This is a genomic window from Agromyces sp. SYSU T00194, assembly GCF_040496035.1.
Taxonomy (GTDB): Bacteria; Actinomycetota; Actinomycetes; order Actinomycetales; family Microbacteriaceae; genus Agromyces; species Agromyces chitinivorans.
Genome location: NZ_JBEPJZ010000001.1, coordinates 1,386,778 through 1,411,423, shown reverse-complemented (window position 1 = coordinate 1,411,423; position 24,646 = coordinate 1,386,778). Strand labels below are relative to the sequence as shown.

Annotated in this window: 22 protein-coding genes; 14 read left to right on the top strand and 8 right to left on the bottom strand. The window is 72.9% G+C overall.

Features of this window, described 5'->3' with window-relative positions; translation table 11 throughout:
- The first annotated feature begins 110 nt into the window (after window positions 1-110).
- A complete protein-coding gene (locus ABZK10_RS06565; protein WP_353808378.1) occupies window positions 111-845 on the top strand; it encodes a FadR/GntR family transcriptional regulator in 735 nt (244 codons plus the stop codon).
- A gap of 7 nt (window positions 846-852) precedes the next feature.
- Here the strand turns inward: ABZK10_RS06565 and ABZK10_RS06560 are convergent, their stop codons facing one another.
- From ABZK10_RS06560 to ABZK10_RS06550, 3 genes are all read right to left on the bottom strand, one after another.
- Window positions 853-1,878, bottom strand: coding sequence for a LacI family DNA-binding transcriptional regulator (locus ABZK10_RS06560; RefSeq protein WP_353809622.1), 1,026 nt, complete (start codon window positions 1,876-1,878; stop codon window positions 853-855).
- Between the two features lie 61 nt (window positions 1,879-1,939).
- Window positions 1,940-3,034: a dienelactone hydrolase family protein gene (locus tag ABZK10_RS06555; RefSeq protein ID WP_353808377.1), complete on the bottom strand. Its 1,095-nt coding sequence runs from the start codon at window positions 3,032-3,034 to the stop codon at window positions 1,940-1,942.
- The gene (locus ABZK10_RS06550; RefSeq protein ID WP_353808376.1) at window positions 3,031-5,844 is read right to left on the bottom strand and encodes an alpha-L-rhamnosidase; all 2,814 of its coding nucleotides are present in this window, start codon (window positions 5,842-5,844) and stop codon (window positions 3,031-3,033) included. The genes ABZK10_RS06555 and ABZK10_RS06550 overlap by 4 nt, the downstream gene beginning before the upstream one ends.
- Before the next feature lie 260 nt (window positions 5,845-6,104).
- Here ABZK10_RS06550 and ABZK10_RS06545 point away from each other — a divergent pair, with 260 nt between their 5' ends.
- From ABZK10_RS06545 to ABZK10_RS06535, 3 genes are all read left to right on the top strand, one after another.
- The gene (locus ABZK10_RS06545) at window positions 6,105-7,421 is read left to right on the top strand and encodes an ABC transporter substrate-binding protein (RefSeq protein WP_353808375.1); all 1,317 of its coding nucleotides are present in this window, start codon (window positions 6,105-6,107) and stop codon (window positions 7,419-7,421) included.
- Window positions 7,422-7,603: 182 nt separating this feature from the next.
- Window positions 7,604-8,458, top strand: a complete 855-nt coding sequence (locus ABZK10_RS06540; RefSeq protein WP_353808374.1) for a carbohydrate ABC transporter permease — start codon at window positions 7,604-7,606, stop codon at window positions 8,456-8,458.
- The gene (locus ABZK10_RS06535) at window positions 8,455-9,360 is read left to right on the top strand and encodes a carbohydrate ABC transporter permease (RefSeq protein WP_353808373.1); all 906 of its coding nucleotides are present in this window, start codon (window positions 8,455-8,457) and stop codon (window positions 9,358-9,360) included. The genes ABZK10_RS06540 and ABZK10_RS06535 overlap by 4 nt, the downstream gene beginning before the upstream one ends.
- 12 nt (window positions 9,361-9,372) lie before the next feature.
- On the opposite strand, the gene ABZK10_RS06530 is transcribed toward ABZK10_RS06535, so the two are convergent.
- A complete protein-coding gene (locus ABZK10_RS06530) occupies window positions 9,373-10,155 on the bottom strand; it encodes a nucleotidyltransferase domain-containing protein (RefSeq protein WP_353808372.1) in 783 nt (260 codons plus the stop codon).
- A 203-nt stretch (window positions 10,156-10,358) separates the two neighbouring features.
- Here ABZK10_RS06530 and ABZK10_RS06525 point away from each other — a divergent pair, with 203 nt between their 5' ends.
- The 6 genes from ABZK10_RS06525 (at window position 10,359) to ABZK10_RS06500 (ending at window position 17,594) form a co-directional block, all read left to right on the top strand.
- On the top strand, window positions 10,359-10,781 hold the full coding sequence (locus ABZK10_RS06525; RefSeq protein WP_353808371.1) for an L-rhamnose mutarotase: 423 nt from the start codon (window positions 10,359-10,361) through the stop codon (window positions 10,779-10,781).
- Window positions 10,778-11,944 carry an L-rhamnose isomerase gene (gene rhaI / locus ABZK10_RS06520; protein ID WP_353808370.1) on the top strand — a complete coding sequence of 389 codons (1,167 nt, stop codon included), beginning with the start codon at window positions 10,778-10,780 and terminating at the stop codon, window positions 11,942-11,944. The genes ABZK10_RS06525 and rhaI overlap by 4 nt, the downstream gene beginning before the upstream one ends.
- Window positions 11,945-12,124: 180 nt before the next feature.
- Window positions 12,125-13,117, top strand: coding sequence for an alpha/beta hydrolase fold domain-containing protein (locus ABZK10_RS06515; RefSeq protein WP_353808369.1), 993 nt, complete (start codon window positions 12,125-12,127; stop codon window positions 13,115-13,117).
- Between the two features lie 12 nt (window positions 13,118-13,129).
- Complete coding sequence (locus ABZK10_RS06510; protein WP_353808368.1) at window positions 13,130-15,166, top strand: bifunctional aldolase/short-chain dehydrogenase; 2,037 nt, start codon at window positions 13,130-13,132, stop codon at window positions 15,164-15,166.
- The gene (locus ABZK10_RS06505; protein ID WP_353808367.1) at window positions 15,163-16,587 is read left to right on the top strand and encodes a rhamnulokinase; all 1,425 of its coding nucleotides are present in this window, start codon (window positions 15,163-15,165) and stop codon (window positions 16,585-16,587) included. Before ABZK10_RS06510 ends, ABZK10_RS06505 begins: the two co-directional genes overlap by 4 nt.
- Window positions 16,588-16,625: 38 nt before the next feature.
- Window positions 16,626-17,594, top strand: a complete 969-nt coding sequence (locus ABZK10_RS06500) for a serine hydrolase domain-containing protein (protein WP_353808366.1) — start codon at window positions 16,626-16,628, stop codon at window positions 17,592-17,594.
- Between the two features lie 64 nt (window positions 17,595-17,658).
- Here ABZK10_RS06500 and ABZK10_RS06495 read toward each other — a convergent pair whose 3' ends face one another.
- Both ABZK10_RS06495 and ABZK10_RS06490 read right to left on the bottom strand, forming a co-directional pair.
- Window positions 17,659-18,327 (bottom strand): TetR/AcrR family transcriptional regulator, encoded by a 669-nt coding sequence (locus ABZK10_RS06495; protein WP_353808365.1) that lies wholly within the window; start codon window positions 18,325-18,327, stop codon window positions 17,659-17,661.
- A gap of 99 nt (window positions 18,328-18,426) precedes the next feature.
- On the bottom strand, window positions 18,427-19,389 hold the full coding sequence (locus ABZK10_RS06490) for an aldo/keto reductase (RefSeq protein ID WP_353808364.1): 963 nt from the start codon (window positions 19,387-19,389) through the stop codon (window positions 18,427-18,429).
- Between the two features lie 110 nt (window positions 19,390-19,499).
- Here ABZK10_RS06490 and ABZK10_RS06485 point away from each other — a divergent pair, with 110 nt between their 5' ends.
- Together ABZK10_RS06485 and ABZK10_RS06480 are read left to right on the top strand one after the other, a co-directional pair.
- Window positions 19,500-20,468: an NYN domain-containing protein gene (locus ABZK10_RS06485; protein ID WP_353808363.1), complete on the top strand. Its 969-nt coding sequence runs from the start codon at window positions 19,500-19,502 to the stop codon at window positions 20,466-20,468.
- 44 nt (window positions 20,469-20,512) lie between these two features.
- Entirely contained in the window at window positions 20,513-21,433 is a 921-nt protein-coding gene (locus ABZK10_RS06480) for a 2-hydroxyacid dehydrogenase (protein WP_353808362.1), read from the top strand.
- An 11-nt stretch (window positions 21,434-21,444) separates the two neighbouring features.
- Here the strand turns inward: ABZK10_RS06480 and ABZK10_RS06475 are convergent, their stop codons facing one another.
- Both ABZK10_RS06475 and ABZK10_RS06470 read right to left on the bottom strand, forming a co-directional pair.
- Window positions 21,445-21,705: a lipase family protein gene (locus ABZK10_RS06475; protein ID WP_353808361.1), complete on the bottom strand. Its 261-nt coding sequence runs from the start codon at window positions 21,703-21,705 to the stop codon at window positions 21,445-21,447.
- Window positions 21,706-21,752: 47 nt separating this feature from the next.
- A complete protein-coding gene (locus tag ABZK10_RS06470; RefSeq protein ID WP_353808360.1) occupies window positions 21,753-22,502 on the bottom strand; it encodes a hypothetical protein in 750 nt (249 codons plus the stop codon).
- A 216-nt stretch (window positions 22,503-22,718) separates the two neighbouring features.
- On the opposite strand from ABZK10_RS06470, the gene ABZK10_RS06465 reads away from it, so the two are divergent.
- Window positions 22,719-23,849: a sensor histidine kinase gene (locus ABZK10_RS06465; RefSeq protein ID WP_353808359.1), complete on the top strand. Its 1,131-nt coding sequence runs from the start codon at window positions 22,719-22,721 to the stop codon at window positions 23,847-23,849.
- Window positions 23,846-24,553: a response regulator gene (locus ABZK10_RS06460; RefSeq protein WP_353808358.1), complete on the top strand. Its 708-nt coding sequence runs from the start codon at window positions 23,846-23,848 to the stop codon at window positions 24,551-24,553. The genes ABZK10_RS06465 and ABZK10_RS06460 overlap by 4 nt, the downstream gene beginning before the upstream one ends.
- Window positions 24,554-24,646: the final 93 nt, after the last annotated feature.

Below are 24,646 nucleotides of genomic sequence, written 5' to 3'. Positions count from 1 at the left end.
TCGGTGCGCGCCCGGAATCGTCTCGGGCGTCGCTCTATTCAAGCAAACCGGTTGACCAATTTCAAGCGCGCCGCCGTCGCCGTGCGCAAACCGGTTGATAGGTTGTGCGCATGCCCGTGTTCCGCGACGACTCGCCGGCGGAGATCACCGCCGCGCTGCAGGCCCTGCCCGCACGCTCGGCCGTGTCGGTCGTCGCCGAGCGCCTGCTCGAGCTGTTCACGAGCGGCACCTTCCCCGCGGGCACCCGCCTTCCCCCCGAGCGGCAGCTCGCCGCGACCCTGGAGGTCGGCCGATCGGCCGTGCGCGAGGCGCTGGCCGCGCTCGAGATCCTCGGCATCGTCGACGTGCGCCCCGGGTCGGGCACCTACCTGCGCGGCACCGCCAGCGAACTGCTGCCCCAGACGCTCAGCTGGGGCATGCTCATCGGCGAGCACCGCACCGCCGAGCTGCTCGAGGTGCGATCTGGGCTCGAGATCTACGTGGCGCGGCTCGCAGCCGAGCGCCTGACCGACGCGGAGCTCGCCGGGCTCCGCGCCCACCTCGACGAGATGGCCGCCGCGGTCGACGACCTGCCTCGGTTCGTCGCCGCGGACCTGGCCTTCCACCAGGACCTCGCGCGCGCCGCCGACAACACGGTGCTGCTCGACCTGCTGCAGATCGTCCGCTCGCTGCTGCGCGTCTGGGTCGACCGCGCCGTGCAGGACCCCGACCACGCGGTCGTCGCACTGGCCGAGCACCGGGCCGTGCACGATGCGCTCGCCGCGCGCGACGCCGACGCCGCGGCATCCGCCATGGCCGCGCACATGGCCACCGCCTCGGCGCGCCTGCGGTCCACGCCGGCCTGAGGCCGGGTCAGGAACGACCGCCGGTGGACTCGCGCACCACGAGCTCCGGCCGGAAGACCACGTGCTGGCGCTCGACGTCGGCAGCGGACGCCTTGGCGCCCGACGTCTCGTTCATGAGCAGGTCGACCGCGGTGTAGCCCATCAGCTCGGCCGGCTGCCGGATCGAGCTCAGCGGCACCACCGCCGCCTGCGCGAAGTCGATGTCGTCGTACCCGATCAGCGCGATGTCGTCGGGCACGCCGATGCCGCCCATCATCACGAGCGCCTGGAGCACCCCGGTGGCGAGCAGGTCGTTCGCGGCGAACACCGCGTCGGGGCGGTCGGCGGGTGCCCGCTCACGCAGCACCTCGCCCGCGCGGCGACCCTCCAGCACCGACAGCGACGTCGTCGGGACGACCTCGAGCGAGGCATCCGGCACCTGCTCGATCGCCTTGCGCGCGCCCGCGAGGCGGTCGGCGACCTGGCGGATCTCCTGCGGCCCGCCGACGAACGCGATGCGTCGCCGGCCGATCGACAGCAGGTGCTCGACGGCGAGCGCACCGCCCTCGACGTCGTCGACCGCGACCGACGAGATCGAGCCCTCGGGCGACTCGCGGTCGACGAGCACCACGGGAGTGCCGCGCTCGCGCAGCCGCGTGAAGCGGGTGAGGTCCTCGTCGAGCGGGGAGACGACGAGGCCGTGCACGCGCTGCTCCTCGAACGAGTCGAGGTAGCCCGCCTCGCGCCCGCGGTTCTCGTCGGAGTTGCCGAGCAGCACGTTCATGCCGTCCTCGGCCGCGCGATCCTCGGCACCGCGCGCGATGTCGGTGAAGAACGGGTTGCGCACGTCGAGCACCACGAGCCCGATGCTGCGACTGCGGCCCGCGCGCAGCTGCCGGGCGGCGTCGTTGCGCACGAACCCGAGCTCCTCGATCGCCGCGAGCACCCGCTCGACCGTCGCCGGCGCGACCTTCTCGGGTCGGTTCAGCACGTTCGACACGGTGCCCACCGAGACCGATGCCGCCTGGGCGACGTCGCGCACGCTCACCGCCATGGCGTCCGCCCTCCGTCCTGCCCCGTCGACCTGTCGGCGAGTGTAGGGCATGGGAGCGCGATCATCGCCGCGCCTCCCCGTCGGCGACGAACGCGACCGCCTCATCGAGGATCGCCGCCGTGAACTCGTGCCCGGAGTCGTGGAAGCTGCCCCGGTAGTCGATGCCCGACGCCTCGAGCGCCGCGTGCGCCGCGGCCATGCCCGCGGGCGGGAACAGTTCGTCGCGCCGGCCGTACTGCACGAGGCGTCGCGGGCCGGCGGGCGTCGCGAGCAGCTCGTGCAGCTCGGCGTGGCGCGGCAGTCCCGGGCTGTTGACGAGCCACGAGTGCGCCTCGACGTGGTCGGGCACCATGGCCCGCCAGGTCGACATCATGCAGGCGACGACGATCGACGCGAACCCGCCGTCGAGCGCGGCGAGGAACGACGCGCGCGCGCCGCCCCCGGAGTAGCCGAACAGCGAGACGCGGTCGGCGTCGACCATCGGGAGGCCGCGCACGACGTCGAGCGCGACGAGGTCGTCGTGGGCCGCGAGCCCGGCGAAGCTCGTGCCGAGCAGCGAGGCGGCACGGGCGAGGCTCGGTTCGAGCACGGATGCCTCCCGGTCGGCGAGCGCGGCCTGGTCGAGCTGCATGCCGCCCGCGGCATCCGTCGCCTCGAGCGCGGCGAGCAGGGGCGCGGTCGACGACCCGGGGTGCAGGCCCACCCGGCGCGACCCCCAGCCGAACGTGTCGAACGCGACCGCGGCGACGCCCGCGCGGGCGAACGCGTTGCCGACGGCGAGCCCGGCGTAGAGCCGCTCGCGCGCGGCGCGCACGCGGGCGTCGTCGCCCGGCACGGCGATCATCGGCTGCCCGCCGACGTGGGTCACGCCCCCGTGGCAGTGCAGCAGCACGACGGTCGGGAACGGCCCGCCGCCCTCCGGCGCGACCCACCACCCCTCGGTGCGCGGCCCGTAGCCGGCGCTCCAGTCGATGGACCCGCCGTGCAGCCCGTCGGTGCGCCATGCGCCGGTGTCGCGGGGGGCCGGCGGGTCATGCGCCGGCACGCCGAGCACGTCCGCGAGCCCGTCGGGCCCTCCGGCGCGCGTCGGGCGGCCGTCGAGGTAGGCGGCGAGCGCGGCGAGCCCGATGCCGCCGCGCCGCGCGGGTCCGTTCACCCGACCAGCCCCCGTTCGCGGTTGAGGGCGTCGAGCGCCTCGGTCACCGCGGCGACCTGCTCCGCCGTCGTGCGCATCATGATCGACTCGCCGAGCTCGCGAGCCGGCACCCAGCTGATGCTGCGCAGCACGGGCCCGGAGCTGCCGGGGTCGTCGCCGTCGAGGGCGTCGGCGACCGCCGCGTAGGCCTCGGGATCGTCGACGATCGCGGACAGCGGCGACGCGAGCGAGACGGCCGCGACGGCCTCGGCGAGGGGCGGCGCGGCGACGCGCCACGCGTGCGCGCCCGAGCCGACCTCGACCTCGTCGTCCGTGCCGGGCAGCCGCACGCGGGCCGTCGCGTTCGGCGGCACCGTGGCCTCGATGGCGATCTCGTCGCCGTCGCGGCGCCAGGCCACGCGAGCGACGCCGTACGGCGTGCGGTGCTCGGCCGACGCGTGGTCGAAGCCCGCGAGCGGCGTCGGCGCGATGCGCAGCTCCCGGTACCCGTCGGCGGCGGGCGCGAGGCCGGCGAGCACCCGATGCATCCAGTCGGCGATGGCGCCGAGCGCGTAGTGGTTGAAGCTCGTCATCTCGCCGGGGTTGATCGAGCCGTCGGGCAGCATCGAGTCCCAGCGCTCCCAGATCGTGGTCGCGCCCATCGTGACCGGGTACAACCACGAGGGGTTGCCGGTCGCGGTGAGCAGGCGGCGCGCGGTGTCGACGTGTCCGGTGCGGGTGAGCGCGTCGGCGATGATCGGCGTGCCGACGAAGCCGGTGCCGATGTGGTAGCCGCCGCGGCGCGAGAGCTCCGCGAGGCGGGCGCCGAGGGCGGCGTGCTGCTCGACCGGCGCGATGCCGAACTCGATCGCGACCGCGTAGCCGGTCTGGGCGTCGGAGACCATGCGACCCGACGGCGTGAGGTACTCCGCGAGGAAGGCCGCGCGGACCTCCTCCCGCAGCCTGCCGTAGCGCTCGGCGTCCTCGGTGCGGCCGAGCCGGTCTGCCGCGCGCGCGACCAGGTCGACCGATCGGAACAGGTACGCGCTCGCGACGACGTCGGCGTCGGTCTTGGCCGCGAACGGGTTCTCCGGCGGGGCATCCGGGTCGAGCCAGTCGCCGAACTGGAAGCGTCCCTCCCAGAGCCGGCGCTCCCCCGCGATCGCGAGGATCGCGTCGGTCCAGGCCACCATGCTCGGGTACTGGCGCGCGAGCACGTGCTCGTCCCCGAAGCGCTCCGCGAGCACCCAGGGCACGACCGTCGCCGCGTCGCCCCACGCCGCGGCGGGTCGCGGGTCGGGGTCGAGCACGTTCGGCACCACGAACGGGACCACGCCGTCGACCTGCTCGAGGGCGAGGTCGACGAGCCACGAGTCGAGGAACCCGCGCACGTCGTAGAGGAAGCTCGCGGTCGGCGCGAACACCTGGATGTCACCGGTCCAGCCGAGGCGCTCGTCGCGCTGCGGGCAGTCGGTGGGCACGGAGAGGAAGTTGCCGCGCAGCCCCCAGACGACGTTCTCGTGCAACTGCCGCACCAGGTCGTGGGAGGTGTCGAACCAGCCGATGCGCTCCATGTCGCTGTGGATCACGACCGCGGTCACGTCGGCGGGGTCGAACTCCCCGGGCCAGCCGGACACCTCGGCGTATCGGAACCCGTGGAAGGTGAACTCCGGCTCCCAGGTCTCCTCGCCGTCGCCGGCGAGCGTGTAGCGGTCGGTCGCCTCGGCGGCCCGCAGCGGCCGCACGCCCAGCTCGCCGTGCTCCAGCACCTCCGCGTGGCGGAGCACGACGGTGTCGCCCGCCGCGCCGCGCACCGTGATGCGCAGTCGCCCGACGAGGTTCTGGCCGAAGTCGACGACGGTGGCGCCCGACGGCGAGGTGATGACCTGCGCGACCGCGCGCTCCTCGATGCGGCGCACGAAGGGCGAGGTCCGCGCCTCGGGCACCACGAGGTCGGCGCCGGCCACGGCGGGGGTCCATCCGGATGCCGCGAAGCCGGGTTCCGACCAGCCCCGCTGCACCAGGCGCGCGTCGAACGACTCCCCCGCGTAGATGCCGCTGGCGGTGACGGGCGACGGATGCGTCCGCCAGGCGCCCGGCTCGGTGCGCACGCGCTCGACCGTGCCGTCGGCGTACTCGAGCACCAGCAGGGCCGCGACCGAGGGCTGCTCGTCGTAGACGACCCGCGCGTGCTCGCGGAACCCGTAGCGCTCGGTCGCCCATGCCCCGGCGAGCCGGATGCCGACCGCGTTGGCGCCCGCGCGCACGAGGTCGGTGACGTCCGTCGTCTCGTGGATGAGACGCTCACGGTACGGCGTCCAGCCGGGCTTCAGGACCTGGTCGTCGACGTCGGCGCCGTTGATCGCGACCTGGTACGCGCCGATGGCGGTCGCGTAGAGGGTCGCGGCGGCGACGGGCCGGTCCACGGTGAACTCCGCCCGCAGCAGCACCGGCTGGGCGGCCTCGGCGGGGTCGGCGTGGGCGATCGATGCGGCGTCCCACTCGCCGTCGGCGAGGAAGCCCGCCCGGATGACGCGCGGCGCACTCCAGTCGACGGCGACGCCGTCGGCGCCGGTCGTCCGGACCCGGAGCTCGACGCGCTCCCGCGGGCCCAGCGGGCCGAAGGGCCAGGGAACGTCGACCGCGTCGCGGCCGGTCAGCACCGCGGTCTCGATCGCGTCGCCCCGACGCAGCTCGAGCTCGGCGCCGGCCTGCAGCCAGTCGGGGGCGTCCGACTCGGTCGCCCAGCTGATCCGGGGGGTCGGGGAGGCGACCAGGTCACTGCCGTGCGGGGCCCCTGCGTCGACGCGCACGGTTCGGGAGTCGGTCATCGTGATCCTTCCGCACGGGCATCGTCGCCCGGGCTCTGGTAATCGTGAATCGATTCACAGACAATGTCAACCGACTGGGGGTCGGCGTGACCGATCCACGGGCCGCCGTGGAATGAAACGAATCAATGCGTTGCAGGATCGTTACCGGGAAACATTTGACGAGCAGGGCGGGGCAGGCCTACAGTCACCACTGAACCGTTTCAAAGCAGAGGCGGGGCAGCACTCCCGACGCTGTCCGCTCTCTTTACAAGGAGGTAAAGATGCAGATCGCACGCAACCGGCGCACCCGCGCCGTGGCGGTGGCGGGAGCGGCCCTGCTGGCCCTTCCGCTGGCCGCCTGTTCCGCCGGCGGAGACGACTCGTCGGGCGACGAGAACATCGAGCTCTCGTTCCTGATCGACAACGGCGAGCAGACCGTCTCGATGGTCGAGGCGCTGACCGAGGCCTACACCGCGGCGAACCCGAACATCACGTTCGACATCGAGCAGCGCCCGGGCGGCGGCGAGGGCGACAACATCGTCAAGACCCGTCTCGCGACCGGCGAGATGAACGACCTGTTCCTGTACAACTCGGGCTCGCTCTTCCAGGCGCTCGGGCCGGACCAGACGCTCACCAACCTTGACGACCAGCCCTGGGTCGGCGACCTCACCGACGACTTCAAGACCGTCGTCTCCACCGACAACGGCGTGTACGGCACGCCGATCGGCACGTCGATGGCCGGCGCCGCGCTCTACAACATCCCGATCTACGAGGAGCTCGGCCTCGAGGTCCCCGAGGACTGGGACACGTTCATCTCGAACAGCGAGGCAGTCAAGGACGCCGGCTACGTGCCGATCGCCCAGACCTACGGCGACACCTGGACCAGCCAGCTCTTCGTGCTCGGCGACTTCGGCAACGTGGACACGCAGGACCCGAGCTGGGCGGAGGAGTACACCGCGGGCAACGCCAAGTACGTCGACCAGCCGGCGCTGCAGGGCTTCCTCAACCAGCAGGATGCCTACGAGGCCGACCTGTTCAACGAGGACTTCGCCTCGGCGCTCTACGACGACGGCGTGCGCATGGTCGCGACCGGCGAGGCCGCGGTCTACCCGATGCTGAGCTTCGCGGTCGGCGTGCTGCAGAACGTCTACCCCGACAACCTGAACGACGTGGGCGTCTTCGCCCTGCCGGCGCAGGATGCCGCGGACACGACGCTCACCATGTGGCAGCCGGGCGGCCTCTACATCCCGAACACCACGGAGGGTGCGACGCTCGATGCCGTGAAGGACTTCATGGCGTGGACGGTCACCCCCGAGGGCTGCGAGATCCAGGTCACCGCGGGCGGCGCGAACGGCCCGTTCTCGATGACCAACTGCACGCTGCCCGACGACGTGCCCCAGCTGGTGAAGGACATGCAGCCCTACTTCGACGAGGGCCGCACCGCTCCGGCGCTCGAGTTCCTCTCCCCCATCAAGGGACCGGCCCTCGAGCAGATCACGGTCGAGGTCGGCTCGGGCATCCGCTCGGCCGAGGACGGCGCCGCGCTCTACGACGAGGACGTGGAGAAGCAGGCCGCCCAGCTCGGACTCGACTGGTAGGCGCGCCCGACGCGTAACGTGTCATCCATCGACGACGAGGGGCCGGCAGCCGCCCGGCTGCCGGCCCCTCGCTCATCGGCGGACCACTGATCAATGGAGATTCGATGACCGCGACCGCCACGCCCCCGACGGCGAAGACCGCACCGCCCCCATCGCCCGCGGGAAAGCCCAAGCGACGGACCATGAAGAGTCCGTACCCGCTCTGGTTCTACCTCCCGGCCGGCGTCCTCTTCACCGTGCTGTTCCTGGTGCCGACCGTCTCGTCCTTCTACTTCAGCCTGACCCGATGGTCGATCTTCGACGTCGAGTTCATCGGCTTCGAGAACTACGTGCAGTTCTTCCGCGAGCCGGCGCTGGTGCAGGGCTTCGTCAACACCTTCATCTACGGCTTCCTCACGTCGGCCCTCAAGGTCATCCTCGGCCTGCTGCTCGGCGTGCTCCTCACCTCGAGCGTCATCGGCCGCGGCTACCTGCGCTCGGTGGTCTTCTTCCCCGTGCTCGTGTCCGTGATCGGCGTCGGCTTCACCTTCCGTGCCCTCATGGACCCCTTCGACGGCGCCATCAACGAGGTGCTCTCGTGGTTCGGCATCGCCGGTCCCGGCTGGCTCACCGACCCCGCGTGGGCGCTGTACTCGGTCGCGTTCGTCGACGTCTGGCGCGGCGTGGGACTGGCCACGCTCATCTACATCGCCGGCATCGTCGGCATCCCCCAGGAGTACTACGAGGCCGCCCGTGTCGACGGCGCGAGCCCGTGGCGCAGCTTCTGGCACATCACGCTGCCGCTCTCGTGGCCGGCGACCAGCACCGTGGTGCTGCTCTCGCTCATCGGCGGCCTGCGCTCGTTCGACCTGATCTGGGCCATGACCCGAGGCGGGCCGGGCTTCACGAGCGACGTCATCGCATCCGTCATCTACAAGCAGTACCAAGCCGGCTTCTACGGCCTCTCCACCGCGGGCAACGTCATCCTGTTCCTCGTCGTGACGGCCATCGTGGTGCCGTTGTCCATGTGGCTCCGCAAGAGGGAGGTCGAGCAGTGAGCGAGACGCGAGTCGTCACGACCCAGGTTGCCGAGGGGCAGAAGCCCCTCAAGGTCCGCAAGCGCCGTCCGCTGACGTGGCGCGGCAAGCTGCAGCGCTACGGCGTGGGCACCCTCGCGATCCTCGCGTCGGTGGTCATCTTCCTGCTGCCGTTCCTGTTCATCCTGTTCACGGCGGCCAAGAACCCCCAGGAGTCCGCGCTGCTGGAGTTCACACCGCCCACCGAGTGGCAGCTCTGGGAGAACTTCATCGCGGTGCTCGAGACCCGCAACTACATGGTGGTCACCGCGTTCTGGAACTCGATCGTGCTGACCGTGGCGTCGGTCGCCGTCATGGTCGTGCTCGGCTCGATGGTCGGCTACGTGCTCCAGCGCCGGCAGTCGCGCTGGAACGGTGTGGTGATGCTGCTCGTCCTCGCCGGCCTCATCATCCCGCCGGCCGTCGTGCCGACCGTGTGGGTGATGCAGTCGCTGGAGCTCTACGGCACGCTGATCGGACTGATCCTCATCGAGATCACGTTCGGCCTCGCGTTCACGGTGCTGCTGATCCGCGCGTTCGTCGCGTCGATCCCCAAGGAACTCGACGAGGCCGCGATCATCGACGGCGCGGGTTCGATGCGACTGTTCTTCACGGTGATCTTCCCGTTGCTGCGGGGCGTGATCGTGACGGTCATCGTCGTGCAGGCGGTCGCGGTGTTCAACACCTTCGTGAACGCCCTGTACTTCCTGCCGGGCGAGCCGACCGTGCAGCTGACGCTGTACAACTTCCAGGCGCAGTCGGGCAACCAGTGGAACCTGCTGTTCATGAACATCCTGATCATCACGATCCCGCCGCTGATCCTCTACGTCTTCTTCAACCGGCAGATCGTGGCGGGCATGACGAGCGGCGCCGTCAAGGGGTGAGATCGCAGTGGGTCAGGCGTACTCGGCGGGCAGCGTGCCCCGGAGCCACGCCAGCTCGTTGTCACGGATGAACGTCGAGAGCGTGGACTCGGCCGGCAGCACGTCGCCGGTCCATGCCTCGACGGCCGCGACCAGGCGGCGGGATGCCTCGGGCGAGGCATCCGCCACCGTCTCGTGCCACGCTGCGGCGACGTCGGGCGGCACCGGCAGTTCCGCCATCGCGGCGGAGACGTACTTCGGGCCGCGCAGGAACCGTCGCGACGTCGCGAGGGCGAGCCGCCCGACCGCAAGCGCGAGGTGGGTGGTCGCATGGACGCGCAGGAAGTCGTCGCCGAACGCGTCGGCCTGTTCGAGGAAGTAGCCGCCGTGGAGACGCACCTGGGCGAGGTGGGAGGCCGCGCGCCGGTCCCACTCCGCCTCGTCGAGGCGGGTGACCGCCTCGATCGCGCGCGCCAGGCCGGGGTCGCGCGACCACGCCACGCGCGCGCCCTCGAACGAGGCGCGCGTCGGGTCGTCGCCGTGGCGGGCGGCCTCGGCCAGGTACCACGGGCAGGTGAGCTTGACGTCGACGTACCCGCCCGGGTAGTCGACGTCGTCGCGCTCGGTCCATGCGACGCGGTTGTCGGCGAGTGCGGCGCGGAACGCCTGGTCGGGCACGACGAGGTAGACGTCCACGTCGGAGTCCTCGCGCTCCGTGCCCCGGGCGACCGAACCCACGACGATCACGCCGGTCGCGTCCCCCGCCGCCCGCTGGTCGGCCACGAAGGCGGCGAGCGCCCGTTCCTGGTGTTCCATGTGCCGGGCTCCTCCGCATCGAGTGGTTCGCGGTCGAGCCTAGCCGCGGGACGGTCGCAGGCGGTACCGTTGGGAAAGCGCTTGCCCTCCGAGTGGCGCACTCCCCGCGCCGACGAGGTCCGGCGCTCCGGCGCGAGTTGCGAGCTCGACAGGGGAAGGCTATCGTTGAAACGATTCATCACCAACCCGAACGGAGCTCGACGATGAGCAGCAGCACCCAGCCGCCGCAGCGCGTCTGCTTCCAGCTGCAGGTGCACCCCGACCGGCTCGACGAGTACACCCGACGCCACGCGGCCGTCTGGCCGGAGATGCTGCAGGCGATCGCCGATGCGGGCCGCCGCAACTACTCCCTCTTCCTCCGCGAGGACGGCCTCCTCATCGGCTACTACGAGACCGACGACGACGCGGCCGCCCAGCGGGCGCTCGCCGCCGACCCGCGCACGGCCGCATGGGAGGCCGAGATGGCCCCCTTCTTCATCGCACTCGACGGCGCCCGCCCCGACCAGGGCGCGCCCCAATTGACCGAGGTCTTCCATCTCGAGGACCAACTCGCCGCGCTCGACGCCGAGCCCGGCCCGACCCCGCAGGCGGAAGCCGGCACCGACACAGAAAGCGACGACCAGTGAGCATCCTGACGCCAGACATCCAGGCCGAACTCGCCAAGCAGGCGATCGAGCTGCCCAGCTGGGCCTTCGGCAACTCGGGCACCCGTTTCAAGGTGTTCGGCACCCCCGGCACCCCGCGCGACCCCTACGAGAAGATCGCGGACGCCGCGCAGGTCAACGCGTACACCGCGCTCTCGCCCTCGGTGGCGCTGCACATCCCGTGGGACAAGGTCGACTCGTGGGCCGACCTCCGAACGTACGCCGAGGACCTCGGCGTCGCGCTCGGCACCGTGAACTCGAACACCTTCCAGGACGACGACTACAAGTTCGGCGCCCTGACCCACGAGGACGCGGCCGTACGGCAGAAGGCGATCGACCACCACCTCGAGTGCATCGACATCATGGACGAGACCGGGTCGCGCGACCTCAAGATCTGGCTCGCCGAGGGCTCGAACTACCCCGGGCAGGCCGACATGCGCGGCCGCCAGGACCGCCTGAACGAGTCGCTGCACACGATCTACGACCGGATCGGCGACGACCAGCGCCTCGTGCTCGAGTACAAGTTCTTCGAGCCGTCGTTCTACCACACCGACGTCCCCGACTGGGGCACCAGCTACGCGCAGGTCGCCTCGCTCGGCGAACGGGCGATGGTCTGCCTCGACACCGGCCACCACGCGCCCGGCACCAACATCGAGTTCATCGTCATGCAGCTGCTGCGCCTCGGCAAGCTCGGCTCGTTCGACTTCAACTCCCGCTTCTACGCCGACGACGACCTGATCGTCGGCGCGGCCGACCCGTTCCAGCTGTTCCGCATCCTCGTCGAGGTCATCCGCGGCGGCGGCTACGGCGACCCCGACGTGGCGTTCATGCTCGACCAGTGCCACAACGTCGAGGACAAGATCCCCGGCCAGATCCGCTCGGTGCTGAACGTGCAGGAGATGACCGCCCGCGCGCTGCTCATCGACCACGAGGCGCTGCGCGCCGCGCAGGTCTCGGGCGACGTGCTCGCCGCGAACGCGGTCTTCATGGACGCCTTCTACACCGACGTGCGCCCCGCCCTCGCCGAGTGGCGCGAGAGCCGCGGGCTGCCGGCCGACCCGATGGCCGCCTTCGCCGCGTCGGGCTACCTCGCGAAGATCGCCGAGGAGCGCGTCGGCGGCGTGCAGGCGGGCTGGGGCGCCTGAGATGACGCCCGCCGCCCGCGCCGGTGTGCGCACCGCGGACATCCGGGGGGATGTCCGCGCGTCGCGCACCGTCGGCGCGCGCGACGGGCGGACGACACTTCCCGCGGCGCGTTGCGTGGTGGTGGCGCGCCGCGGGATGCTCGACACATCCGACCGGGGGGAACGATGGGGCGCCAGGGCATGAGCATCGCGCACCTGCTCCGCGTCTACGAGGCGACGGATGCCGCCGGTGAGACGCGCCCGGAGCACGAGTCGCCCGCGCGCGCCGACCGCACGCTGCTCGTCTGGGCGCACGGCGGCGGCTTCGCCTTCGGCGACCTCGACATGCCCGAGGCCGACTGGGTCGCGTCGCGCTTCGCCGACCGCGGCATCCCGGTCGTGTCGGTCGACTACCGGCTCGCGCATCCGGACCGTCCCGGGTCGACGTTCCCCGCGGCATCCGACGACGTGCTGGTCGCCTGGCGCTGGGCGGTCGCCAACGCCGCGAACCTCGGCGCCGACCGCATCGCCATCGGCGGGGCGAGTGCGGGCGCCAACATCGTGACCGGCGCGGTGCTGCGCATGCTCGCCGCGGCCACCGGCGGCCTGCGCGAGCGGATGCCGGACGCGGTGTTCCTCGCCTACCCGACGCTGCACGCGGTGCAGCCCGCGCCGGCCGCCGACCTGCGCGCGGCGCTCGACGCGAACCCCGACGCCGATCGGTTCGGCCCCGATGCGGTGCGGGCGATGTACGAACGCTACCTCGGCGGCCCGGTCGAGGGCGCCCCCGTCGCGGCCGTCCCCGGCACGGCCCCGCGCTCGGCGCTCGTGGGCTTCCCGGCCACGCTGATCGTCAACGACGAGGTCGACGAACTGCGGGTCTCGGGCGAGGCGTTCGCGGCGATGCTCGCCGACGCCGGCACCGACGTCACCTGCGAGACCGAGCCCGGCACCGACCACGGGCACCTGAACCGTCCCGATCAGCCCGCCGCCGCGCGCACGGTCGCACGCGTCGCCGACTGGATCGACGACCTCGCCGCGAGCGCACACCGCGCAACCGCCGACGCCGCGACGGAGGCATCAGCCCCCGACGCCACCACGACCCACGACCAGACCCCGACCACCCCCATCACGGCCCGGCCGCCGGCGGATCCGCCCGCCGCCGGCGACCACCCGACCCCGACGCTCACGTAAGGAGCCACCCAGATGACGAACCCCGCTGCCGCCGACCTCATCGCGCGGTCGAACCGCCTCGGCGCCGACCCCAAGAACACCAACTACGCCGGCGGCAACACGTCCGCCAAGGGCACCGAGACCGACCCGGTCACGGGCGAGCCGGTCGAGCTGCTCTGGGTCAAGGGCTCGGGCGGCGACCTCGGCACCCTGCAGGAGCGGGGCCTCGCGGTGCTGCGCATGGACCGCATGCGCGCGCTCGTCGGCGTCTACCCCGGCGTCGACCGCGAAGACGAGATGGTCGCGGCGTTCGACTACGCGCTGCACGGCAAGGGCGGCGCCGCGCCGTCGATCGACACGGCCATGCACGGCCTGGTCGACGCCGCGCACGTCGACCACCTGCACCCCGACTCCGGCATCGCCATCGCCACCTCGGCCGACGGCGAGGAGCTCACCGCGAAGATCTTCGGCGACAAGGTCGTCTGGGTGCCGTGGCGCCGCCCCGGCTTCCAGCTCGGCCTCGACATCGCCGCGATCAAGGACGCCAACCCGCAGGCGGTCGGCTGCATCCTCGGTGGCCACGGCATCACCGCGTGGGGCGACACGAGCGAGGAGACCGAGCAGAATTCGCTCTGGATCATCGACACCGCGGCCGCGTACATCGCCGAGCACGGGAAGGCCGACCCGTTCGGCGGCGTCGTCGCCGGCTTCGAGGCCCTGCCCGAGGCCGAGCGCCGTGCGAAGGCCGCCGCGCTCGCCCCGACCATCCGCGGCCTCGCAAGCCACGACAAGCCCATGGTCGGCCACTACACCGACGCCGACGTCGTGCTCGACTTCCTCGCCTCGGAGAAGCTCGCGCCGCTCGCCGAGCTCGGCACGAGCTGCCCCGACCACTTCCTGCGCACCAAGGTGAAGCCCATGGTGCTCGACCTACCCGCGAGCGCCTCGGTCGAGGACTCGATCGCCCGCCTGAAGGAGCTGCACGAGACCTACCGCGCCGACTACCAGGCGTACTACGACGCCCACGCGACCGCGGAGAGCCCCGCGATCCGCGGCGCCGACCCGCTCATCGTGCTCGTGCCGGGCGTCGGCATGTTCAGCTACGGCGCCAACAAGCAGACCGCGCGCGTGGCCGGCGAGTTCTACGTCAACGCGATCAACGTCATGCGCGGCGCGGAGGCGCTCTCGACCTACGCCCCCATCTCCGACGCGGAGAAGTTCCGCATCGAGTACTGGGCGCTCGAGGAGGCCAAGCTCCAGCGACAGCCGGCGCCCAAGACCCACCAGGGCCGCATCGCGTTCGTGACCGGCGCCGCCTCGGGCATCGGCAAGGCCATCGCGACCCGCCTCGCCGCCGAGGGCGCGTGCGTGGTGGTCGCCGACCTCGACCTCGAGAAGGCGCAGGCCGCCGCGGCCGAGCTCGGCGGCACCGACGTCGCGATCGGCGTCGCCGCGAACGTCGCCGATGCCGAGGGCGTGCAGGCCGCGATCGACGCGACCGTGCTCGCGTTCGGCGGCATCGACCTGGTCGTCAACAACGCCGGCCTGTCGCTGTCGAAGCCGCTGCTCGAGACCACCGAGAAGGACTGGGACCTGCAGCACGACGTCATGGCGAAGGGCTCGTTCCTCGTCTCGAAGGCGGCCGCGAAGGCGCTCATCGAGCAGGACATGGGCGGCGACGTCATCTACATCTCGTCGAAGAACTCGGTGTTCGCCGGCCCGAACAACATCGCCTACTCGGCGACCAAGGCCGACCAGGCCCACCAGGTGCGCCTGCTCGCGGTCGAGCTCGGCGAGTTCGGCATCCGCGTGAACGGCATCAACCCCGACGGCGTCGTGCGCGGCTCGGGCATCTTCGCCGCGGGCTGGGGCGCGAACCGCGCGAAGACGTACGGCGTCGAGGAGAAGGACCTGGGCAAGTTCTACGCCCAGCGCACCATCCTCAAGCGCGAGGTCGTGCCCGAGAACGTCGCCGACGCGGTGTTCGTGCTCACCGGGCCCGAGCTCAGCCGCACCACCGGCCTGCACGTGCCGGTCGACTCCGGCGTCGCCGCCGCGTTCCTGCGATGAGCGCATCGGGCCACGTCGCCGCGATCGACCTCGGCGCGACCAGCGGGCGGGTGATGCTCGGCTCGGTCGGGCCGAACGCACTCGAGCTGCACGCGGTCGGCCGGTTCCCGAACCAGCCCGTGCGCACGATCAACGGGCTGCACTGGGACCTGCTCGCGCTCTACCGCGGGGCGGTCGACGGCCTGCGCGCCGCGGTCGCCGAGGCGCCCGACGTGGCGAGCATCGGCGTCGACTCCTGGGCGGTCGACTATGCGCTGCTGCGCGACGGCCGCATGCTCGGCACGCCGTTCCACTACCGCGACGAGCGCACCGCGGCGGGCGTGGAGGCCGTGCACGCGGTCACGCCGTTCGAGGAGCTCTACCGACGCAACGGCCTGCAGTTCCTGCCGTTCAACACGGTGTACCAGCTCGCCGCCGAGCGCGACGGCGGCCTGCTGTCGCTCGCCGACACGATGCTGCTCGTGCCCGACCTCATCGCCTACTTCCTCACCGGCGAGGCGGTGGCCGAACGCACGAACGCCTCGACCACGGGACTCGTCGACGTGATCACGCACGCGTGGGACACCGAGCTCGCCGAGCGGCTGGCGCTGCCGGCATCCGTGCTGCCCCGCCTCGTCGAGCCCGGCGAGCGGATCGGCGCGACCCTCGGCTACGTGAACGACGGGATCGGCGCGACCTCGCCGATCGACGTCGTCGCGGTCGGCTCGCACGACACGGCCTCGGCCGTCGTCGCGGTGCCCATGCGCGCCGAGACCGCCGCGTACATCTCCTGCGGCACCTGGGGCCTCGTCGGCCTCGAGCTCGAGCAGCCGGTGCTGACGGATGCCGCGCGGCAGGCGAACTTCACGAACGAGGGCGGCGTCGACTCGCGCGTGCGCTTCCTGCACAACGTGATGGGGCTGTGGCTGCTGAGCGAGTCGATCCGCGAGTGGGAGCGCGCCGGAGCGACCGTCGTGCTCACCGACCTGCTGGCCGCCGCGGCCGCCGTCACCGCCCCCGTCGCGGTGTTCGACGCGAACGACCCGCGGTTCCTCGCGCCCGGCGACATGCCCGCGCGCATCGCCGACTGGTGCCGCGAGCACGACGCACCCGTGCCGTCGACGCCCGCCGAGTTCGCGCGCAGCATCGTCGAGAGCCTCGCCGAGGCGTTCGCCGTCGCGGTGCGCACGGCCGCCGAGCTGTCGGGCCGCACCGTCGAGACGATCCACATGGTCGGCGGCGGCGCGCTCAACGAGCTGCTCTGCCAGCGCACGGCCGACCGGTCGGGCCTTCCGGTGCTCGCCGGCCCGGTCGAGGCGACCGCGATCGGCAACGTGCTCGTGCAGGCGCGCGCGCAGGGCTTCGCGGGCGGCGACCTCGAGTCGCTGCGCGACCTCGTCGCCACGGCGTTCGCCCCGCGCCGCTACGATCCGAAGGGCTGACCGGCACCCGGCCGGCCCCGACGGGAGGAACCGACGACGTGACGACGTACGACCACGCCTTCGACTGGGCGCGCCGCCACGTGGCGGCGGGCACGCTGCCCGGCGCCGTGCTCGGCATCGCGACGAGCGACGGCGTCGTCGCGCTCGACGCGTTCGGCGACGCCGGCACCGGCGACCACTACCCGCTGTTCTCGATCACGAAGCCGCTCGTGGGGCTCACCGCGCTGCGCCTGATCGAGCAGGGGCGGCTCACGCTCGAGACGCCCCTGGCGGACGCGGTGCCGGAGTTCGGGGCCGACCGAGCCGATGTCGTGCGCCTGCGGCACCTCGTGACCCACACGTCCGGCATCCCGGAGCCGGCCCTCGACGTGCCGGCCGGGCTGCGTCCCGCCCTCCTCGCCCCGGGGCGCGACTTCGCCGCGGGGGCGATCTCCCGCTACTCGACGATCGCCTACGAGGGCATCGCCGCGCTCATCGCGCACGCGGGCGGCGCCCCGTGGGAGCAGCAGATGCTCGAGACCCTTGCGGGAGCGGATGCCACGGGCGTCACGTTCGACGTCGAGTCGACGCGCCACGCGCCGGTCGAGTGCGCCGAGCAGGGGGTGGACTGGGACCTGTTCGCGTCGCACCGCAACCCCGGCGCGGGGGCCTTCGCACGGGCCGAGGACCTGCTCGCGGTCGCGACCTCGCTGCTGCGCGACGACGGCCGGCTGGTGCATCCGCTCACCAACGCCCTGATGCGTCGCTCGCACACGGAGGACGTGCCCACCATCGACCCCTACCCACCCGAGCGCGGCACCCACTGGGGCGTCACCTGGTGCCTGCGCGACGCCGCGCCCGCCGCGCTCGCACGCGACGGCTTCGGCCACGGCGGCTGGGCCGGCACCGACTTCTGGATGCACCCCGAGCACGACGTGGCGTTCGTGCTGCTGACGAACGTGGCGTCGTCGGGCCGGCTGGGTCTCAGCCTCGACGAGCTCGACAACGCGGTGGTCACCGCGCGCTGAGCGACGCCGTGCGCGCTCGCCCCGGGCAGGGTCAGGTAGGGCCGGGCAGGGCCGGCCGGTCGCGTCAGGTGCGCTCGGCGCGCATCGGCGGGTCGGCCCGCCGTTCGTGGATCGCCGAGTTCAGCTCCTCGGCCGTGAGCGGCTCGGTCGGCATCGCGTGCGTGCCGTCGACCGCGCGCAGCCCGTCGAGCGTGATCGTGCGGAAGCGCGCGAGGGCGACGCCGCGCACCGCCTGCGGGAACCGCAGCACGCTGGCCATGGCGAGCGGCAGCATGCCGATGTCGGTCGCCGTGACGTCGGTGCGCAGGGTGCCCTCGTCGTGCGCTCGCCGCACGAACGCCGTGACCGCCTCCTCCCAGCGCCCGCCGGGCCGGTAGTCCGGGTCGAACTCCGACATGCGGTGCAGCACGGCGGGCGTCGCGGGGTAGTCGACGAGGATCGCGAGGTTGCCGTCGAGGTAGCCGACGACCTGCTCCCACCCCGAGTCGAGGTCGGCGATGCGGCCCATGATCACGTCGATGCGCTCGACGGCGCGGTCGTAGAGCGCGCGGATCAGGTCGGGATACGTGGGGAACCGGCGGTAGAGCGTGCCGATGCCCACGCCGGTGCGTTCGGCGAGTTCGTGGAGCGAGGCGTCGATTCCGGCCTCGGCGAAGTAGCGTTCCGCCTCGTCGAGGAGGCGCTCGCGATTCAGGGCGGCGTCGCGTCGCAGCGGTCGGGTCGGTGCTGACACATCCTCAGTGTATTACCCGACAGGTGTCGCGCGTGGCCCCAAGCCGGGGGTCACGGTCCGGATGCGCCGCGAGACGGGGCGCACCCGGATGCGCCGCGGCTACGCGGACGCCGCCGAGAGTTCGGCCAGCTCGTCGCCGGCGAGCTCGAGCGTCGCCGATGCGACGAGCGCGGGCAGCTGGGCCGTGTCGCGCGCGCTCGCGATCGGCGCGACCACCGTCGGCTGCGCACGCAGCCAGGCGAGGGCGACGGATGCCACGGGCACGCCGTGCGCCGCGGCGATGCGGTCGAGCACCGCGAGCACGCCCCGACCGCGGTCGTCGAGGTAGGCCGACGCAGCGGCGGCCCGGGGACTGGCCGACCCCGAGGCATCCGCCCCGTCACGGTACTTGCCCGCGAGGAACCCCTTCGCGAGGGAGAAGTACGGGAACACCGCGAGCCCCTCGCGCTCGGCCCGCTCGCGCAGCCCGTGCTCGAAGTCGCGCTCGAGGAGGTTGTAGTGGGGCTGCAGCGCGACGGCGCGGTGGAACGCGTTCGCCGCGGTCACCTCGAACCACTCGTCGATGCGCTCGGGGGCGTAGTTCGAGATGCCGATCGCGCGCACCTTGCCCGCATCGACGAGCGCCGAGAGGGCGCCGACCGTCTCCTCGAGCGGCACCGACGGGTCGTCCAAGTGGGCGTAGTAGAGGTCGATCCGGTCGGTGCCGAGCCGCTGCAGCGACGCGTCGGCGGCAGCGCGCACGGTGTCGGCGGCGAGCCCGCGGAACTCCGGGTGCTGGCTCACCTTGGTCGCCACGACGATCTCGTCGCGGTTGCCCCGCGAGCGCATCCAGTCGCCGATGACGGTCTCGCTCTCGCCCCCCGTGTGCCCGGGCGCCCACGCCGAGTAGGCGTCGGCGGTGTCGACGAAGTTGCCGCCCGCGGCGACGTAGCCGTCGAGCACCGCGGCGGACGCCTCGGCGTCGGCCGTCCACCCGAACACGTTGCCGCCGAGGTTCAGCCCGAACACCTCGAGGTCGGAGTCGGCGATGCGGATGCGGGCGGCCTGCGCGGTCTCGGTCATGGAACTCCCTCGTGTCGTTCGGCGGTCGTCTTCAGCCCAACATCCGCGCGGCGCGCGTATTCCCCGCGTAGGCTCGTGGCGAGCGGTCCCGCTCGCGACGAAAGGCCTCCATGCCCACCACCGCGGAACCCCGCGTCGCCATCTACCTCGACTTCGACAACATCGTGATCTCGCGGTACGACCAGCTGCACGGCGACCTGTCGTACCGGCGCGACACCGGCAAGCGCTCGTCGACCGCGAAGGCGGAGACCGCGACGAAGCTCCAGGCCGCGACGGTCGACGTCGACGCCGTGCTCGACTTCGCCGCGACCTTCGGCACGATCGCCGTCGCACGCGCCTACGCCGACTGGTCGAACCCCGTCAACGCCAGCTACCGCGGCCAGCTCATCGACCGCGCGGTCGACCTCGTGCAGCTGTTCCCGCTCTCGGCCACCAAGAACGGCGCCGACATCCGCCTCGCGGTCGACGCCGTGGAGGACCTGTTCCGCCTCGACGACCTCACCCACGTGGTGATCGTCGCCGGTGACTCCGACTACGTCGCGCTCGCGCAGCGGTGCAAGCGCCTCAGCCGGTACGTCGTCGGCATCGGCGTCGCCGGCGGCACCAGCCGGGCGCTCACCGCCGCGTGCGACGAGTTCGCCGACTACGACGCGCTGCTGCAGACCGACGCCGACGTCGACGAGGACGAACGCGCCGCCGAGGAGGACGCCGCGGCGTCGAAGACGGCGAAGGGCGCGAAGGATGCCTCGGGCGGCGGCGCGAACGGGCGCAGGAAGGCCAATGGATCGTCGACGGAGGACGACGGGGCCACCGCATCCGATGCCGAGGCCACGCCCTCGACCCGCAACCCCGGGCGCCTGCTGATCAAGGCGCTCGAGCTGCTGCGCGCGAAGAACGACGAGGAGTGGCAGCCGTCGGGCTCGGTGAAGAACCAGATGCTGCGCATGGACCCCGGCTTCCAGGAGCGCCGGCTCGGATTCGGCTCGTTCACCGACTTCCTGAAGTCGCGCGGCGGGGTCGTGGAGCTCGACGAGACGACCGGGCAGAACCGCGTGCGCATCCGGCCGCGCAAGGGCTGACGCCCGGTTCGCCCCGCGGGGCGCGTGCCGGGGAGAATGGCGGGGTGACCGACGCCGCACTCACCGTGACCGTGCCCGATGCCACCCTGCGCGACGCGCTGGGCCCGCTGCCCGAGGGGGTGCGCGTGCTCGAGTGGGACTTCCGCGGGAAGCCGCCGGCCGAGCGGATCGACCTCGCCGTACCGCCGTACATGGGCGGCAACGCGGTGCTGGGCGCGCTCGACGGCGTGCCCGTGGGGCTCGTGCAGAGCCAGTCCATCGGCTACGACGGGGTGGCCGCCCTGCTGCCCGCGGGGCACGTGTTCGCCAACGCGACCAGCGTGCACGAGACCTCGACCGCCGAGCTCGCCCTGGCGCTGGTGCTGGCGTCGCAGCGCGGCATCCCGCGCTTCGTGCACGACGCGGCGGCGGGACGCTGGGCGCCCCTCCCCCTGCGCAGCCTTGCCGATCGCCGGGTGCTCATCCTCGGGTACGGCGGCGTCGGCCGGGCCGTCGAGGACCGGCTCGTGCCGTTCGAGGTCGAGGTGACCCGGGTGGCGAGCCGCGCGCGCGAGACCGACCGCGGTCGCGTGCACGGCATCGACGAGCTCCCCGCCCTGCTGCCGGAGGCCGAGATCGTGATCGTCGGCCTGCCGCTGTCGGACGCCACGGCCGGCCTGGTCGACGACGCGTTCCTGGCCGCCCTGCCCGACGACGCGCTCGTCGTGAACGTCGGGCGCGGCCCGATCATCGACACCGACGCGATCCTGGCGCACGCGGGCCGGCTGCGCTTCGCGCTCGACGTCGTGGACCCCGAGCCGCTGCCCGACGGGCATCCGCTCTTCGCCGAGCCGAACGTGCTCATCACCCCGCACGTCGGGGGCGCCTCGAGCGCGATGCTGCCCCGGATGGCCGCGCTCGTGCGCCGCCAGGTCGCGCACCTGCTCGCGGGCGAGGCGCCCGAGAACGTGGTGCTGCGCACCTGAGCGGGTGCCGGTCAGGCGACGGCGACGAAGCGACGGATGAACGCGAGCGCCTCGGGATGCGCGCGGGCCTCCTCCACGCTGGCCGGGTCGTCCGCCCAGCCGGGTGCGAGCGCGACGACCCCGCTCTCATCGAACCGCTCGCGCCACGGCCCCCAGCTGCTCGAGAGCAGCCAGAGGCCGTGGACGAAGACGACGGGCTGGCGGCCGGACGCGTTGGCACGATCGACCTCCGCCCGCTCCCACTCGGCCAGTGTGGACGTCGTGTCGCCCACGGCGCCCCTCTCGCCCTGCCCGCCGCGGGCGGGCTACGATCCTGCGCTCAGCGTACGACCGCCGGGGTGCGACGACCAGACCCGATCGCCGCCCGGGCGGATGCCCGCGACCGACGGGCGACCGACTCCGCGGCGAGCGCCCAGCCCCACATGAGCGGCAGCATGACGCTGCCCATCGAGGTGAGCTCGGTGATCACGAAGAACCCGGGCAGGAATGCGATGAGCAGCCAGGCGGTCGTCCGCGGCCGGAAGCCGCGACGCAGCAGCACGACGCCGAGGGCGGCGCCGCCGAGGCCGATCACGAGCGCGGCCGCGAGGCCGACGAGGAAGAACACGTCCGTCCACGGGGTGTAGTAGTCGCCGGTCAGCGCCACGGTGAGCAGGCCGTATGCGCCGAGCTGCACGCGCCAGAGCACGCGCTCGGCTCCGATCGGCCGGCGGGCGCGATACACGAGCACCGCTGCGGCGAGGAAGGCCAGGCACACGGGCAGCCAGATCTTCCCGTAGGTCCAGTAGACGAGCACCGGGTCGCCCCAGTCGAGGAGCGGCCGGAGCGCGTCCATCGCGGGCACGACCCACGCGGCCAGCAGCGGCGAGGCGAGGTCCTCGGGGTGCGCGGCCGCACGGCTCACGGCGTGGAGTTGGCCCGCGACCGTGCCGAAGGCGGCGAGGACCCAGGCGAGGGTCGCGATCAGGCGGGCGCGGGCGGCGGTCGCGGCGGATGCCTCTGGGCCGACGGGGCGGCGGTCGCGGCCGGTGTCGTCCGTGCCCGTGTCGGTGGGTGTCCGGGTGGTCATGGCGTTGCTCCTTCTCCGTGAGTCTCGACCGGCACGGCGCCGGCCGGTGCGACCCCGGCGGCCGTGGTGGGCGCCGCGGTGTCGTCCCCGACGCTAGGGACGGGTGCCCTGCGCGCTCGTCGTGCGGCGGGACCGAACCCGTGGCCCCCGGAACGACCCGGCGTGTCCTCCCACGGGAGGATGTGGCACGCGCCGGGCCGGGCGTAGCATCCCCACGTGAGGCCGCGCATCCGCCCCGTGGACGTCGCGATCGCCGCGCTCGTGCTGGTGCTGGGCCAGCTGGAGGCGTGGGCGGGCGTCGGCGCGATCAGCGCGCCCGGGCCGGACTGGGCGCGCGCGCTCGCGTTCGGGCTCGCGGCGGCGGCGCTGGTCCTCCGCAGGAGGCATCCGCTCGCCGTGCTGGCCGCCGTCTCCGGCGTGCTGCTGGTCGAGTTCGCGGCGTTCGGCGCACCCGAGGGGTACGCGATCCTGCTGGCACCGGTCATCGCGATCTTCACCGTCGGGCGGCTCACGCCGATGCCCGCGTCGCTGTGGGGCCTCGCCGTCGGCGCCGGGTTCTGGGCGGGGTGGGCGTGGACCGACCCGCTGAACGCCACGCTCGACGACCGGGTCTCCGCGCTGGTCTGGCTCGCGCCCTGGGTCATCGCCTGGCTGGTCGGCGCGCTCGTGCGCACGAGGGTCACGGTGCGCGAGCAACGGCGCACCGAGCGCGCCGCACACGAGTCGCGGGCGATCGCCGAGGAACGCAACCGCATCGCACGCGAGCTGCACGACGTGGTCGGGCACGGCCTGTCGGTGATGACCGTGCAGGCGGCCGCCGTGCGCCGCAGGCTCGACCCGTCGCAGGCGACGGAGCGCAGCGCACTGGAGTCGGTCGAGGCGGTGGGGCGGGAGTCGCTGGCCGAGATGCGGCGGCTCGTGGGCGTGCTGCGCACCGACGAGGCGGCCAGCCGCGAGCCGCCACCCGGCGTCGACGCGATCGACCGGCTCGCCGAGCGGGTGACCGACGCGGGCCTGCCCGTCACGGTCACCACGTCGGGCACCGTGCGCGAGGTTCCGGTGGCACTCGACATCGCTGCGTACCGGATCGTGCAGGAGGGGCTCACGAACGCGATGCGCCACGCGCAGGGGGCGACCGGCGCCCGGGTCGACATCGACTTCGGCGAGCGGGTGCTCGGGCTTCGGGTGCGCGACGACGGCACGGCGCCGGTCGATGCGGACGCGTTCGGCGCGGGGTTGACGGGACTCCGCGAACGCGCGGCGGTGCACGGGGGCGCGCTCCGATTCGGCCCGGCGGAGGGCGGCGGGTGCGAGCTGCGCGCCGAGCTGCCGTGGGCGGAGCCGTGACGGGCGCGGACGCGGGCCCGGGCGCCGAGGGAGTCGGGCGCATCCGGGTGCTGATCGTCGACGACCAGGCGCTCGTCCGCACCGGTTTCCGCATGATCCTCGAGATCGAGCCCGATCTCGAGGTGGTCGGCGAGATCGCCGACGGCGAGCAGGCGGTCGAGGCCGCGCGCACCCTCGCGCCGGACGTCCTGCTGATGGACGTGCGGATGCCGCGCATGGACGGCATCGAGGCGACCCGGCGCATCCTCGCCGACCCCGACGCGACCGCGCGCGTGGTGATGCTCACCACCTTCGACCTCGACGAGTACGTCTACGACGCGCTGCAGGCCGGGGCGAGCGGATTCCTGCTCAAGGACGTGCCGCCCGAACTGCTCGTCGCCGGCATCCGCGCCGTGCACGCGGGCGACTCGCTGCTCGCGCCGGCCGTCACGCGCCGCATGATCGAGACCTTCGTGGCCCGCCCGCGCGCGACGGCGTCGCCCGACGTGCTGGCCGCGCTCACCGACCGCGAGCGCGAGGTGCTCGCACTCCTGGCACGCGGGCGCACCAACGGCGAGATCGCCCGGGAGCTCTACGTGTCGGAGACCACCGTGAAGACGCACGTCGGGCGGCTGCTCGCGAAGCTCGGCGCCCGCGACCGCGTGCAGGCGGTGATCATCGCGTACGAGACGGGGCTCGCGACGGGGTCGTGGCCGACGGGGTGATCGGGCGTCCTGCGTCCTGCCGTCCTGCCGCACGGCCGCACGGCCGCACGGCCGCATGGAGGCCAGCGGTCGCTCTCGTCCGGATGTCGGTGG

Coding starts and splice junctions, on each gene's coding strand:
- ABZK10_RS06560 (WP_353809622.1), bottom strand. CDS start 1,878: ATGGCGGTGAGCGTGCGCGACGTCGCCCAGGCGGCATCGGTCTCGGTG.
- ABZK10_RS06525 (WP_353808371.1), top strand. CDS start 10,359: ATGAGCAGCAGCACCCAGCCGCCGCAGCGCGTCTGCTTCCAGCTGCAG.
- ABZK10_RS06530 (WP_353808372.1), bottom strand. CDS start 10,155: ATGGAACACCAGGAACGGGCGCTCGCCGCCTTCGTGGCCGACCAGCGG.
- ABZK10_RS06515 (WP_353808369.1), top strand. CDS start 12,125: ATGAGCATCGCGCACCTGCTCCGCGTCTACGAGGCGACGGATGCCGCC.
- ABZK10_RS06545 (WP_353808375.1), top strand. CDS start 6,105: ATGCAGATCGCACGCAACCGGCGCACCCGCGCCGTGGCGGTGGCGGGA.
- ABZK10_RS06540 (WP_353808374.1), top strand. CDS start 7,604: ATGAAGAGTCCGTACCCGCTCTGGTTCTACCTCCCGGCCGGCGTCCTC.
- ABZK10_RS06470 (WP_353808360.1), bottom strand. CDS start 22,502: ATGACCACCCGGACACCCACCGACACGGGCACGGACGACACCGGCCGC.
- ABZK10_RS06485 (WP_353808363.1), top strand. CDS start 19,500: ATGCCCACCACCGCGGAACCCCGCGTCGCCATCTACCTCGACTTCGAC.
- ABZK10_RS06490 (WP_353808364.1), bottom strand. CDS start 19,389: ATGACCGAGACCGCGCAGGCCGCCCGCATCCGCATCGCCGACTCCGAC.
- ABZK10_RS06565 (WP_353808378.1), top strand. CDS start 111: ATGCCCGTGTTCCGCGACGACTCGCCGGCGGAGATCACCGCCGCGCTG.
- ABZK10_RS06505 (WP_353808367.1), top strand. CDS start 15,163: ATGAGCGCATCGGGCCACGTCGCCGCGATCGACCTCGGCGCGACCAGC.
- ABZK10_RS06550 (WP_353808376.1), bottom strand. CDS start 5,844: ATGACCGACTCCCGAACCGTGCGCGTCGACGCAGGGGCCCCGCACGGC.
- ABZK10_RS06510 (WP_353808368.1), top strand. CDS start 13,130: ATGACGAACCCCGCTGCCGCCGACCTCATCGCGCGGTCGAACCGCCTC.